Consider the following 12,560-nt stretch of genomic DNA (forward strand, 5'->3'; position numbering starts at 1 on the left):
GTATATTAAAATTATGTTACAGGTAAATTTAAGTTCCTTTACACTTTCTTTCAAGCCGCCCAATCCGCTTACTGAGTTCTTCCTTTTTAATATTCGTCTCTTCTTTTCTGATCTCATCGAAAAGGTCCATCGCTTTTCTTGCATATATGAAAGCCTTGCTTAAATCCTTTAGCCGATGCTCATAAATCTTAGCCAGTTCAATGCAGGATATTAACCTCTCATTCATTCCGCCTTTATCCGCTGTATCCCTCCATAATTTAGCGGCCTCGACCCAATTTTTATGTTTCTTATGCTCATAAGCCAGCGCAAACCTGGCATCTAATGCTTCCAGAGATTCTCCTTCAGATATCTTATTGAAAGCTGTTTTTGCCTGTGAAGATTCTCCCAGTGCTGAAAGCCACCTTCCTACTTCATAAAGCTCTCGGGAGGTCTGTTTTTCATCGAGCTGCAGTATCTGGAAAGAAAGATGTGTATACAGGCTGATCAGGGATAAAATATCAATTTCATTATGTTTTATGATTCCCAGCATGCCTTCAGGATCTTTTCTTTCAATAAAATCAAAGTAAATCATCGGTGCGAGAAAACCGGGAATATCGTCTTTTCTTTCAATCCCCAGAACATCTTTTTCTACTGCAGCAAGCTTTATTCTCTCGAGTTTGTGCTTCCACATTCTCCTTGCAGCATGATATAAATCGAAATGGCCAAATGGAGGCAGTTTTGGGACATGCTCCCTTAGGAGGGTATGTCTCGTTTTTACCTGCGGCCAGTCGAAAGCTTTCCCGTTGTATGTCACCATTGTTGAATAATCAATGCTTTCCAGAAAGCTTTTATACAAAGGTATCTCAGCGCCTGGGTGAGGAAGGATATGCTGTTTCAGCTTTATTTTGCTTCCCTGCAGACTGGCTTGGCCAAGCAGGAATATAGTATTGCCAGTCCCTCCGCCCAATCCTGTTGTCTCTGTATCAAAAAAGAAAAGATTTTCCGGCCCGTGACCGGAAGCAGACAGGGGATGACTGATGCTTGTAGAATTCCAGGCCTCCACTGCTGCTGTAAAGTGCCCGAAAGAATAGATTCCATGCATTTGATCAAGACTGTATTCTTTTTCCCTTACAAGGCAGTAGGAGTCTTCAAAATAATACGGATAAACACCTTCATTAGCCCAAACTTCTTTAAATGGGACCTCGATCTTATTCTCAGGGTTTTGGACGAATGAGGGCTGTTTATTACTATCTGTACCAAGATGGCCCTTTAGCCTGTTCAGCTTATTTTTAATGGACAATTCTATCACCCGCACTATTAACGCCATTTTTAAAAGAGCTAAGAATCCTGATTACATCTTTTTTTGCCGTTTCTGATGAAGTATCTGTTCCGATGCAGGAAGGACAGCCATGGTCACATGAACATCTGCTGACCATTTCCATCGTTTCGTGCATGATATGTTCTATTCCCCCAAAAATTTTCTCACTTAACCCTACACCGCCGGGATACCTGTCATAGAAAAAGATCGTCGGCTTTTCATTATGGGCCGCTTTCACTTGAGGGACAACATGAACATCCTGAGGATCGCTCATAACAAATAGCGGTACAATATGTTTAAGCGCATGTGCTGTTCCGATGAGTCCCTGCTCAAGCCAGTCTTGCTTATAATTTAAGGATTCCTTGTTAAACGAAAGCCAGGTTGAGCTTGTATGAAGTTCTTCTTCCGGAAGTGTTATTGGACCGGATCCGATATTCTCATGTGTTTCAAACTTAATTTTCTTAAAGATCGTAGCCATTGCCACTACACTTACATCCCCAAACCCCACTTCCCCAATGGTGGATGTTCTGAGTTTATCCTGTTCCAGCACCTTTAGCTCAACTGCCAGGTTGGCATCTGTAAAATAGTCTACATCCACTTCACGGACAAATGCCTTTTTCTCTTCCCAATCAAGCATTTCCACCTGAAACTGGGTCCCCTGGTGGAGATAGATTGCTTCTTCATGCAGAAGGGTCATAGCGGAAAAGCGGTCCATTTCGCCAATAACTTTCACATTCGCGATATCTGATTGATCGATTATAACGACATTTTCCTGTGATGCTGAACGGAGGCTGATGTTATGGGCAGGAAATGAGTCTTTCATCCAATAAAATTTATCTCCATTTTGATGAAGCACCCTTTCTTCCGCCAGGTATTCCAATACCTCTTCAGTTTCAAAGGTACCAAAACGTTCCCCGGCATTAAAAGGAAGCTCATAGGCTGCACACTTGATATGATCCACCAGAATAATAAGATTATCTGGATTAATTCTGGCTGTTTCAGGACTTTTATTAAAAAAGTAATCAGGGTTTTGAATAACATATTGATCGAGCGGATTGGAGCTTGCCACCATGATGACAAGCGATTCACCATGCCTTCTGCCTGCACGTCCAGCCTGCTGCCATGAGCTGGCAATTGTACCGGGGTACCCGGTCATGACACAAACCTGCAGCTGTCCGATGTCCACTCCAAGCTCAAGGGCATTTGTGCTGACAACTCCATAAATCTCCCCTGAACGAAGTCCTTTTTCAATTTCCCGCCTTTGGGTTGGCAGATAACCGCCTCTATACCCCCGAATGGCTTTAGGCCCCAATTTATGCTTTACAAGTTCCTGGAGGTAAGTCAGCAGGATCTCGACTCTGACTCTGCTTCTTGCAAACACAATGGTCTGGATTTTATTTTTCAAAAGTTCGCCTGCGAGCTTTCTCGCTTCGAGAGTAGCGCTTCTTCTGATATTCAGCGGTTTATTGACAATAGGAGGATTGTAAAACACAAAATGTTTTTTCCCGCTCGGGGCTCCATTATTATCTACGAGTTTCATCGGCTTTTCTGTAAGCTTTTCTGCGAGTTCCAATGGATTTGCAATTGTAGCAGAAGTACAGATAAAAATGGGGTCACTTCCATAAAAACGGCAAATGCGGCTAAGGCGGCGAATGACATTGGCTACATGGCTGCCAAATACCCCTCTGTAAATATGAAGTTCATCTATGACCACATACTTTAAATTTTCAAACAAAGACACCCATTTTGTATGATGTGGCAATATCGCCGAATGTAGCATGTCCGGGTTTGTTATAACCACATGCCCAGCCCTGCGTACCTTTTGCCGGATGTTTGCTGGTGTATCCCCGTCGTATGTATAGGAATTGATATCCAATCCGGACTCCTGGATGATTTCATTGATTTCGCTTTTTTGGTCCTGAGCCAAGGCTTTTGTCGGAAACATATAAAGCGCCCTTGCATCTGGATCATTGACGATCGTCTGCAGGACTGGAAGGTTGTAGCAAAGTGTTTTCCCTGAGGCCGTCGGAGTTACCGCAACAAGACTGTCCCCATTCATGGCTGTCCGATAAGATGTTTTTTGATGTGTATAAAGCCTTGTAATGCCCCTCTTTTGCAATGCTTCCATTAAAGATGGATGAATGTCTTCCGGAAGGCCGGCAGTCTTAGCCTCTTTTTCTTCTATTGTATGCCAATGGACAATATTATCTTTATATTGCTGTTCAGATATAAGCTCTTTCATGATTTCCGGCAGATTTTTACGCACTTTCATCTATTTCACCTCATACCCCTATTCTAGCGAATAAATGTTCGTTCTAACAGAGCAAACTATTAAATTTCATTAACTTTTTATGGAAAATATTCTATTAAACTGTATAATCATCAGGCTGCATTTTCACTAAATCAGATTTCATGGAAAAAATTGACTGAAAGTTCCAAGTATAGGACAATATTATGTATATTTTTTATTTATTTTAAAAGAGGTGAAACCATGCTGCACAGCATTTTAAAATCAGCAGCAGTATTTTTGTTAATACTAATTGGATTTATTCTGATTCTTCTTCTTCCCCGGGAACAAGAAATAACTGTTTTTTCGGCGTTTCATGTTGAAGCGGATTATCCCTTTAGCTTTGAATTATATAAAGAGAGAATACAAGATTTCACTGATTATATATTGACTGAAAAAGGTTTGGGTGATGCAAGGAGCGGACGCCCAGTCAGTGAGGAATCAGGGATATTTGTTATGCGGAGCATTAAGATTATATTACCGGCTTTCATGGTCAGCATGCTGCTTGGCACACTGATGGGTGCACTCCAATTTTACAGGAGAAAAAAATTCACCGGGAAGCTGCAGAACTTTCTTTCCTGGCTGTTTTCTTCCGTACCCGATTTTTTTCTTTTTATTGCCATTCAATATCTTTTGATTCTGATGATGCAGCATGGGCTGCCGCACTTTAAGCTTTATGGGCATGAAAATTGGTATAGCTTTTTACTGCCTCTCATTTCTTTATCCGTGTTTCCATTTCTTCATATGTCCCGTTTCACCTCGGCTGCACTTGAAAATGAAATGGGCGAAGAGTATGTGCGCACAACCTATGCAAAAGGGCTTGGCGACTTTAAAGCACTCCTGCATATGCTCTGGAATTGCTGGACCCCCATTTTGAACCAGGCGCAGCTGGTGATGCTCTATATCCTATCCAGTCTGCCAATCATAGAAAAGCTGGCAGGCTATAATGGAGCAGGCAAGGAGCTTCTATTCAGCATATCATCTAATGATGAAATTAAGGCACTGTCCCTTATGCTCCCTTTCCTCTTTATCATGTTTATAACTATTATCTTTTCACAGATAGTAAAATTCTGGCTCGTGCCAAAAGGAAGGTCGTGATGGAGTATGTACTTTTTAATATGGATTAAGAAACATGCCTTATTTTGCATAGGAGCTGTTTTGCTGCTGATATTATTGGCAATCACGTTTGCCGGACCATATCTTCCTTTTGTAGACCGCGAGTTATCAAAGATTACATACATCCTTAATGAGGATAAAAAGCCAGTTATACCGCCTTATCCGCCATCAGAGGATTACCTATTCGGCACTGACAAAAGCGGAAGGGATTTGCTCAGCCTTATCATATTGGGAGCAAAAGAAACCATTTTGCTTGTTGCCTGTATAACTGTCCTGCGATACGCACTGGCTATTCCGCTCTCCTTTCTTGCACACAAAAAATGGATGGGTACACACCTACCCCTTAAATGGCTTAATGGACTGCTGTCATATATTCCAACCATCATCATTGTCATGCTTCTTGCCATGCTTCCGCCATTTTTGTTAACTGAATACCGCCCCCTATTCCTGCTCCTTATTATAGGTTTGGCAGAAATGCCCCGTGCTGCGGAAATGATAAAGCTGGAATTTGATCAAATTTCTTCTAAGGAATACATATATGGAGGGATTGCTGCCGGAGCTTCACCTTCCAGGCTTTTCAGAACTTACTATCTGCCTTTTCTATTCAGTAAGCTTCTTGTATATATGGTTACAGACCTTGGAAAAGTCATGTTTTTGCTTGGTCAATTAGGGTTTGTCGGCATTTTTATTTCCCAGGATTTAGTTCAATCCATGGGAGGAGATTGGCAATTGGTCAATAATTCGATTTCATGGCCTATGATGCTGATGAAAGCCTTTGAGGATATAAGAGGCCCGATTTGGATTCCTTTCTTCCCGGCATTTGCAATGACCTGTGCCATCTTAACTTTTAATATAATCGCTCAGGGATTAAAATCATTTTTCACCAAGAAGGTCCGTTATATTTAACTTTTCGGACCAGCCCATCCTCTTTAAGGGCCATATTTTAAAATAAGCTTTTTCTTAATATAAACGTTATGAATGTTTTTTGTTACAATAAGCTTAATAGGACAGAAGCAAGAGGTGGATTATGAGAGCAGAAGAAATTAAGGGAGTTCTTTCCCAGTTCTCTCTTTTTAAAGAACTGAACAATGAAGAGCTGGATAAAGTGGTAGAGATATCAATTTCACGGGAATGGAAAAAAGGAAGTCATGTTTTTCTTCAGGATGACCCGCTGGATAATGTTTATTTCATTAACAACGGCAGAGTTAAGATTTATAGAAGTGATATTAATGGAAAAGAGCAGATTGTTGCCATCTTAACAAAAGGCGAGATGTTCCCACATGTAGGATTTTTCAGAAAAGGGGGGTATCCGGCTTTTTCCGAGGTACTTGAAAACTCTCAGCTCGTTGTTGTGCCAATTTCGCAATTTGAAAAGGTACTAATTGAGAATCCGGAGCTATGCATTAAGGTGTTTAAAGTTCTGGGCGAGAAGATTGTCGATCTGCAGGAGCGGCTGGAAGCGCAAATTTTAAACAATACATATGAACAAATCATCAAATTGCTTGTCCGCCTTGCCAAAATGCATGGGAAAAAGCTTGAAAACGGCAGCTTTCTTTTAAAAGGGGACTTTACCAATAAAGACCTTGCCAATATGATTGGCACTACCAGGGAAACGGTCAGCAGGACTTTAACAAAAATGAAAAAAGAAATGTTAATTGAAACAGATCAGGATGGACATTTAATCATAAACCCTGATCATCTCTTAGAGACAATCTTTTAAAGACCGCACTATGCGGTTTTTTCTTTTGACCTTATTGCCTGGCAGGAACATCCACCCAATGGGAAGCATAGGATATGTTGAAAAATCCTGTTTGAGAGGGGATGGATGTATATATGGAGGATCCAAAGAAAAAAGACCGAAATGAGCCATTTGGTGATTTAATGAAATCGATGAATCAGCTTTTCCATGAAAAACCCGTTAGAGGATTTCTGCAGACTATGGATGATTTCTTTAAGAATCCCTTCCCAACTTCTTCTTCCTTCCATGTCGATGTTGCAGAAACTGAAAAAGAACATATCATTAGTGCAGAACTTCCAGGAATAAATAAAGAGCAAATACAAATTGACATCCTGGACAATTATATAACCATTTCTGTCAAGTCCACTGAGATGATTACAGAAGAGGATGAGAAAAATAAAGTTTTCCGAAGACAGCAAAGCATGCAGCGTTCCAGCAGGACCGTTCCGCTTCCCCAGCCAGTTAATGAAAAGAAAGTAAAGGCAGTTTACCAAAATGGCCTTCTGCAAATCACAGTGCCAAAGCAGCAGGGAAAAAGAATCGTGATCGATGAGAGCTGATCCTGCCTGCAAGCCAGGTAAAATTGATTCACTAATAAGGTCTGGTTAAACAAAAACAAGCAGTATCAATGCCTGCTTGTTTTTGTTTGAATAAACTAAACCAAGATGCTTATTAGCTGTTTAGTTTAGATGTATCAATCCAATTATTGAAATAGCCGGTCGGAACACTGAAGTAATCTTTTGTGAAGGATATAAACTCCTTCGTATCGACCTCTTTATAACGGAAATTTTGATAATAATCGGACAAGAACTGCATCCCCACTGCTTTAGGGGATTCCCCTTTTAAGGTATACTTTTCCTGAATCATTTGTAAAATCTCCAGAGCAGGCTGCCCATAGATATAGCCTGTATGCTTTACCTCATTAACCGGCACATTTGAATATTGCCTGCCAAGGCCAGCTTCTTCAATGGCCTCCATTCGAAAATGGGAAATACCAAATGCCTGTCTTTCAGCCTGATTTTGACCTGCATAGAAATACATAGAGGTGGCAAATTCAGTAATTCCTTCATCAATCCATGCATTATTGTAAGGGTCATTGGCAACTACTCCGTAAAAATACTGATGAGCAATTTCATGAACAATAGAAATATCATAAAACCTTTTATCATCAATATAAGGGTTAATGGTTACAATACCGGGATATTCCATAAATTGTCCATCATCCAAAACGATGTCAAGCTGCTCATGCGGGTAGTCTCCAATATTATCCTGATAGAATGTTAATGCATTTTTGGCCAGTGTTAAGGAAGCTTCAGGGTCTTTATCATGATTGCTCCTTGAAAATAATCTGACCTTCACGCCGTCTTTCGCTTCCGTTTCATAAACTTCCATATCCTTCATGACAGCAATGAAAAAGTCTCTGACCTTTTTGGCTTTAATATTCCCTTCATTTTTCCCTTCTGCCGGATCTTTGTCTGCTGTGGAAGCCAGAGAATATCCTTTTGGAAGCTTATAGGAAACGCTGAAATCAGAGAAGCTTGTATGAAATGTTTCCAGTCCTTCCATATAAGGCTCTTTATTCCATTTGCCTTTTTGATAAACTGCAGCCATAGGGTACCATTGAGCAAGATAATAGTTTGTGTCTACTTTTGAAAAGCGGCTGCCTTTGTCAGGGACTGTAAATCCATATTCGATCTTTACATTATGTCTGCTTTTATCTTTCATTTCAGGTCTTAAATTTATGGTTAACGTATCACCCTTTAGCATAAAAGACGCTTTTTTCCCGTTCACTGTCACCTTCCTGATATCTGCCTCAGATGTGCCTTCGACAGAATCAAATGTATGTCCCTCTGTAAAAACGTTTGGAATGAAATAAAATACAAGCTCTTTCCATTCTTCATTTGATTGGTTTTTCATTTGGATATTTGCATTGGCAGTGAAATAGCCTTCCCCATTCATTTCCAGATCAATGTTGTAATCCGCGTGGCTCCCGCTTTTAACGCCAATATTGGCGTCTTTTGCGGCAGTTACATAGATTCCAGCACCAGCAAAAGCTATGACTAATATAGAAAAGGCTGTTTTATGGGCAGAAAATGACCAAAATTTCTTTTTTCGGCCATATTGTTTTCTGGAAGGCTGAATTAACGGTTCATGCCCTGTCCTAATCCACGGTGTACGCTGATAATTTGACTGAAATCGATTCTTCAATCCATTTGCCAGCAGGCTGAAGGATACTGTGGTATATAAAAGGACCGCTAGTGGCGCAACTAATATATGAGTGTTTCCATAGATATTCAATCTCGCCTGCCCAACAAGCCCTGACAGCTCTTTTGTAGCTGATAGGTATATGATGGGGTCAAATCTCATAATGGTTCCGCCGACAAAAATATTCAAAAGCGCCAGCTGGCCCATAAGAGCGATCACATACACAATTTCAAGTATAAACATAACAAGGAAAGTTTCCTTTAACTGAGGGAAAATATGCTTCCAGATTAAACGGTTTTTTCCAGCTCCCAGTGCTTTGGCCGCTTCAATATAAACGGACTTATTTAATTCAGCGGTTTTAAGCCTTACAGATGATACAATGCTGGGAATGCTGATGATTGATGCAATAACTATAAAGTAGAGTATTAATACATTTTGCTTAAGGCTGCTGTTGAAGCTTATTGGTGCCAGGAAAAAATACAGGATCAGAAACAGCGGAACATAGCTCCATGCATTTTCGAAAGCAATCAGCCAGCCAGGTGTCCTTTTCAAGGTGCCAGCATACAAACCGATGATTGTTCCTAAAGCCATTTTAATGATCGTAACAGCAGCTGCAATAAAGACAGTGTATCTTAACCCATATAAAATCATGGACAAAAGATCGTAGCCCCATTTGTCAGTCCCCAGCGGATAGGAGGATGATTCAAAGGGCTCCAATGGCGGAGCCAAAACCTTCCCGTTTGTATATTGTGTTTCCATTGTTGAAGTCAATGAATGCGGTGCAAGAATAGGCCCAAATATGCTGAAAAAAAGCAGGCCTGCAACCATAAGAATTCCGATAATCAAGGAGTAATTTATTTTTAGCAGCTTATTCATAGATAAAACCCCGTTTAAACAGATAGAATATGAGTCTGTTAGAGATATAGACAATTAGAGAAATCAAAAGCATGGCAAACAAGCCAATTGCAATCGGCTGGACCTCATTGCTCTGAAAAATAAATTTAGTTATGCCGGAAACATTCATAATATGTTCAATAATGAAGAGATTGCCAATGGCCAGGGAAATCACTTTGATTAGCTCAGATTTAATAAATGGCTCTAAATTTTTAAATACATGCTGAAAATTTATGTAATTCAAGCCCATTCCTTTAGCAACTGCAGTCTTTATATAGTCCTCCCCGCTTGTTTGATAATATTTTACCGAGACAAGCTTAAATAAATATAGAGTTGGAGCTATAGCTGCAAGCACTGTGGGAAACCAGGTATTAAGGGCTCCGCCATCCGGCCTGAGTGAAATCACTCTGATTCCCGTCATCTTATATATTTTAACGGCAAGAATCATAGACATCACAATGATAATAAAGTCGGGTATGGAGGCAAGGATATTTAAGAATGCCCCAAAAAGCTTAGTAAGCCTGAAACGGCTGATAAATACCCCGAAAATAAGACTTATAACTAAGGAAGCATTCACAGCAATCAATACAATTAGCAGACTGGTAAAAAAGTTATCAGCTATATCCTCGGCTATAGGACGAGTTTGCCGGCCAAGCTGATAGGTACCCAGGCTGCCCCCGCTTACTTCCGTAATAAAATCTCCATAAATCTGCGGTAAACTTTCAAAGCTCCAATCAAGACTCCCGATTGATGGATCAACAGAAATAATCTTTGGCAATGCCGCAAGAAGCAAAATTAATATAAATATGATAAATATTTGCTGCAGAGCACGAACCATACAAATCCCCCTTTAATGACCATAAGTCATTTTTCTATTTTTTCACTTTTATCTAAATTTTGTCAATCATACAATTAAATTTTCCTGGTTAATAATTCCTATTTAATGGAAGTCACAAAAAATAGACCGGCTATTTTATTTTTAAATATATTTAATTTTTTTTCAAGTCTGATTTTTATATATAATTTCCATGCCCTTAAAATCAAAGATAAAAAAAAGGCCTATTCGGCCATGATCAGTTAAGCTTTAAATATTCCGCCAATCCCTTTTACCATTGATGATACTTGCGTTACAGCAGACATCATCTGACCTGCGGTGTCCACCATTTTATTAAGATCAAGCGAACCATCCTGGGCTTTAAAGGAATTCATAATGCTTTGCACTCCGGATGGCTGCTTAGGAATGAATGATTGTTTCGGATACGGATTCATATACGGTATTTGCTGTGCAGCGGACTTGTTTGCTTGAGTTCCATAATAATCTTCAGATTCTAATGGGTTTTGAAAAACACCAGCATTTTTCGAACCGGTCTGTGGGTAATATCCTGGGCCATAATTATGCTGCGGATAGGGCTGTTGTGAATAACTTTGCTGTAGTCCTGCCATCTGAGGCGGCTGATGATATTCCATACTATAAGGCAAATAATAAGGGCTATACTGTCCAGCAGAATTATTATAATTCTGCATTGGCTGCTCCCTAAAATAATATTGGCCATTCGTCCCCATATAAAATGGATCAATGTAAAGATTTTGATTTAAATGGCCGTATGGCTGCAGATGGTTCGCTCTATTCATTACTCGGCCAAACATGGGCAAACATCCTCCCCATTCAAAAAATATAAGTATATTAACGATAATTACAGGCAAAAACCTTCTTATTATCACCAATATACTATATGAAAGATTTGCCCAGAATGTGAAAGGATCAATTAACATCTAAAATAGAAGCGGTTTCCGTTTTTGTCTAACTATGAAGAATGGTGTCGGAAGTTTGATTTTTTTAAAAACGATGAAAAATAAATTTTCATGATAGGATATAAAAAACAAAACAGTTTCTTGTCCCCCTTTTTCATTTACCGGGCTGCGGGGAAGGAATTTCTCCGCGAATCTATATTCAGAGGAGGCAATATCATGAATGTTCACGAACTAAAAATGAAGTTTCATCAGCTGCGGGAGTACACTCCTGAAAATGTTAATGAATTATTGGATTTTGCTAAAAAGGCCTATATCCATAATGAAATTTCCAGTACAGATTATCGAAATCTCGTTCGTGAGCTTGAAGCTCAAGGAGCGGCCGTTCCGGAAAGCTACAAAGATAACACCCTCCAGGATTCAGTAAATGCATAAGAAATTCAAAAAAAGGGACCCTATTTCAGGTTCCCTTTTTTTCTTCACCTACTAATTTTATCAATTGCTTTAGGACATACTCGGCGGAATTAACATAATTAATGAACCTGGTTTTGCTTGTTTCAGGGAAAAATGCCTGAATGGAAACCATTTCAATATGTTCAGCAGCAGATTCAATCTGCTGAGGATAAAGATTTCGGGGTTTATGAATGCCAATCCACTCCAGAGCTTCTTCTTTCCATCTATCATTTATGGATTTAACGTCATCAGCAAAAGGTTTGACTTCATGATAAAAATCACCCTTTTCACCCGATTCCTTCACCTTTTTAAACCTGCTGTCTGAGATTTCCACATATTCAAGCAGCTTGTCTGTCATTTGCAGCAGGGAATTTTCATGAACCATTCAGCATCATCTCCAAAAATAAAAGTAGCTAGTCAACATTAGCTACTGAAGGATACTGCTATTCTATGCCACTTAGAAGCCAAGTTCAAGCTTCATTCCGGCTGATCTTTTTGCGTTTTCTATATTGTCTGCCTCAGACTTGATTGCCGTCATATCCTCTTCAATCGCTTCCAGCCTGCTTCCGCAAACCTCTATTTTTTCTGACTGTTCATAATACCAATCCTGGCGAAGTCCCGACAAATTAGACTCCAGTACATTTTCAAGCTCTTCCAGCTGATCATATATTTCTGAAAGCATGGCCAGCAATTCTTCTTTTTCTACCATTTTTCCCTGCATACAAAAAACCTCCCGATTTCTTTTTCTCCTTGCTTCCTGCAATAAATACGACGAAGGATACAGTGAAAACTTTGCTGTGTGCCTACATAATTCTATTTTG

Annotated in this window: 12 protein-coding genes; 5 read left to right on the forward strand and 7 right to left on the reverse strand. The window is 39.8% G+C overall.

Annotated features, from left to right (window positions below; all coding sequences use genetic code 11):
• Positions 1-28: 28 nt before the first annotated feature.
• A complete protein-coding gene (locus tag IRB79_RS20495) occupies positions 29-1,279 on the reverse strand; it encodes a ribonuclease H-like domain-containing protein (RefSeq protein WP_243504536.1) in 1,251 nt (416 codons plus the stop codon).
• Positions 1,269-3,569: a DEAD/DEAH box helicase gene (locus IRB79_RS20500; RefSeq protein WP_243504538.1), complete on the reverse strand. Its 2,301-nt coding sequence runs from the start codon at positions 3,567-3,569 to the stop codon at positions 1,269-1,271. Before IRB79_RS20500 ends, IRB79_RS20495 begins: the two co-directional genes overlap by 11 nt.
• 219 nt (positions 3,570-3,788) lie before the next feature.
• Here IRB79_RS20500 and IRB79_RS20505 point away from each other — a divergent pair, with 219 nt between their 5' ends.
• From IRB79_RS20505 to IRB79_RS20520, 4 genes are all read left to right on the forward strand, one after another.
• Positions 3,789-4,682, forward strand: coding sequence for an ABC transporter permease subunit (locus IRB79_RS20505; RefSeq protein ID WP_243504541.1), 894 nt, complete (start codon positions 3,789-3,791; stop codon positions 4,680-4,682).
• Between the two features lie 6 nt (positions 4,683-4,688).
• On the forward strand, positions 4,689-5,606 hold the full coding sequence (locus IRB79_RS20510) for an ABC transporter permease subunit (RefSeq protein ID WP_243504543.1): 918 nt from the start codon (positions 4,689-4,691) through the stop codon (positions 5,604-5,606).
• Positions 5,607-5,727: 121 nt separating this feature from the next.
• Complete coding sequence (locus IRB79_RS20515; protein WP_243504546.1) at positions 5,728-6,420, forward strand: Crp/Fnr family transcriptional regulator; 693 nt, start codon at positions 5,728-5,730, stop codon at positions 6,418-6,420.
• Positions 6,421-6,533: 113 nt separating this feature from the next.
• Positions 6,534-6,998: an Hsp20 family protein gene (locus tag IRB79_RS20520; protein WP_206838125.1), complete on the forward strand. Its 465-nt coding sequence runs from the start codon at positions 6,534-6,536 to the stop codon at positions 6,996-6,998.
• A gap of 112 nt (positions 6,999-7,110) precedes the next feature.
• On the opposite strand, the gene IRB79_RS20525 is transcribed toward IRB79_RS20520, so the two are convergent.
• The 3 genes from IRB79_RS20525 to IRB79_RS20535 all read right to left on the reverse strand — a co-directional run bounded on the left by IRB79_RS20525 (position 7,111) and on the right by IRB79_RS20535 (position 11,184).
• Complete coding sequence (locus IRB79_RS20525; RefSeq protein ID WP_243504549.1) at positions 7,111-9,519, reverse strand: ABC transporter permease subunit; 2,409 nt, start codon at positions 9,517-9,519, stop codon at positions 7,111-7,113.
• The gene (locus tag IRB79_RS20530; protein ID WP_243504552.1) at positions 9,512-10,375 is read right to left on the reverse strand and encodes an ABC transporter permease subunit; all 864 of its coding nucleotides are present in this window, start codon (positions 10,373-10,375) and stop codon (positions 9,512-9,514) included. Before IRB79_RS20530 ends, IRB79_RS20525 begins: the two co-directional genes overlap by 8 nt.
• Before the next feature lie 239 nt (positions 10,376-10,614).
• Positions 10,615-11,184: a YppG family protein gene (locus IRB79_RS20535; protein WP_243504554.1), complete on the reverse strand. Its 570-nt coding sequence runs from the start codon at positions 11,182-11,184 to the stop codon at positions 10,615-10,617.
• Between the two features lie 321 nt (positions 11,185-11,505).
• On the opposite strand from IRB79_RS20535, the gene IRB79_RS20540 reads away from it, so the two are divergent.
• A complete protein-coding gene (locus IRB79_RS20540) occupies positions 11,506-11,721 on the forward strand; it encodes a YppF family protein (protein WP_009332703.1) in 216 nt (71 codons plus the stop codon).
• Between the two features lie 25 nt (positions 11,722-11,746).
• Here the strand turns inward: IRB79_RS20540 and IRB79_RS20545 are convergent, their stop codons facing one another.
• Positions 11,747-12,124, reverse strand: coding sequence for a YppE family protein (locus tag IRB79_RS20545; RefSeq protein ID WP_243504556.1), 378 nt, complete (start codon positions 12,122-12,124; stop codon positions 11,747-11,749).
• Positions 12,125-12,196: 72 nt separating this feature from the next.
• Entirely contained in the window at positions 12,197-12,460 is a 264-nt protein-coding gene (locus IRB79_RS20550; protein WP_243504557.1) for a hypothetical protein, read from the reverse strand.
• Positions 12,461-12,560: the final 100 nt, after the last annotated feature.

The organism is Cytobacillus oceanisediminis (assembly GCF_022811925.1).
Lineage (GTDB): Bacteria > Bacillota > Bacilli > Bacillales > Cytobacillaceae > Cytobacillus > Cytobacillus oceanisediminis_D.

Bases quoted from the DNA above. Each gene is read 5' to 3' on its own strand.
- IRB79_RS20550 (WP_243504557.1), bottom strand. From the start codon at position 12,460: ATGCAGGGAAAAATGGTAGAAAAAGAAGAATTGCTGGCCATGCTTTCA.
- IRB79_RS20515 (WP_243504546.1), top strand. From the start codon at position 5,728: ATGAGAGCAGAAGAAATTAAGGGAGTTCTTTCCCAGTTCTCTCTTTTT.
- IRB79_RS20535 (WP_243504554.1), bottom strand. From the start codon at position 11,184: ATGTTTGGCCGAGTAATGAATAGAGCGAACCATCTGCAGCCATACGGC.
- IRB79_RS20525 (WP_243504549.1), bottom strand. From the start codon at position 9,519: ATGAATAAGCTGCTAAAAATAAATTACTCCTTGATTATCGGAATTCTT.
- IRB79_RS20505 (WP_243504541.1), top strand. From the start codon at position 3,789: ATGCTGCACAGCATTTTAAAATCAGCAGCAGTATTTTTGTTAATACTA.
- IRB79_RS20530 (WP_243504552.1), bottom strand. From the start codon at position 10,375: ATGGTTCGTGCTCTGCAGCAAATATTTATCATATTTATATTAATTTTG.
- IRB79_RS20500 (WP_243504538.1), bottom strand. From the start codon at position 3,569: ATGAAAGTGCGTAAAAATCTGCCGGAAATCATGAAAGAGCTTATATCT.
- IRB79_RS20540 (WP_009332703.1), top strand. From the start codon at position 11,506: ATGAATGTTCACGAACTAAAAATGAAGTTTCATCAGCTGCGGGAGTAC.
- IRB79_RS20520 (WP_206838125.1), top strand. From the start codon at position 6,534: ATGGAGGATCCAAAGAAAAAAGACCGAAATGAGCCATTTGGTGATTTA.
- IRB79_RS20510 (WP_243504543.1), top strand. From the start codon at position 4,689: ATGTACTTTTTAATATGGATTAAGAAACATGCCTTATTTTGCATAGGA.
- IRB79_RS20545 (WP_243504556.1), bottom strand. From the start codon at position 12,124: ATGGTTCATGAAAATTCCCTGCTGCAAATGACAGACAAGCTGCTTGAA.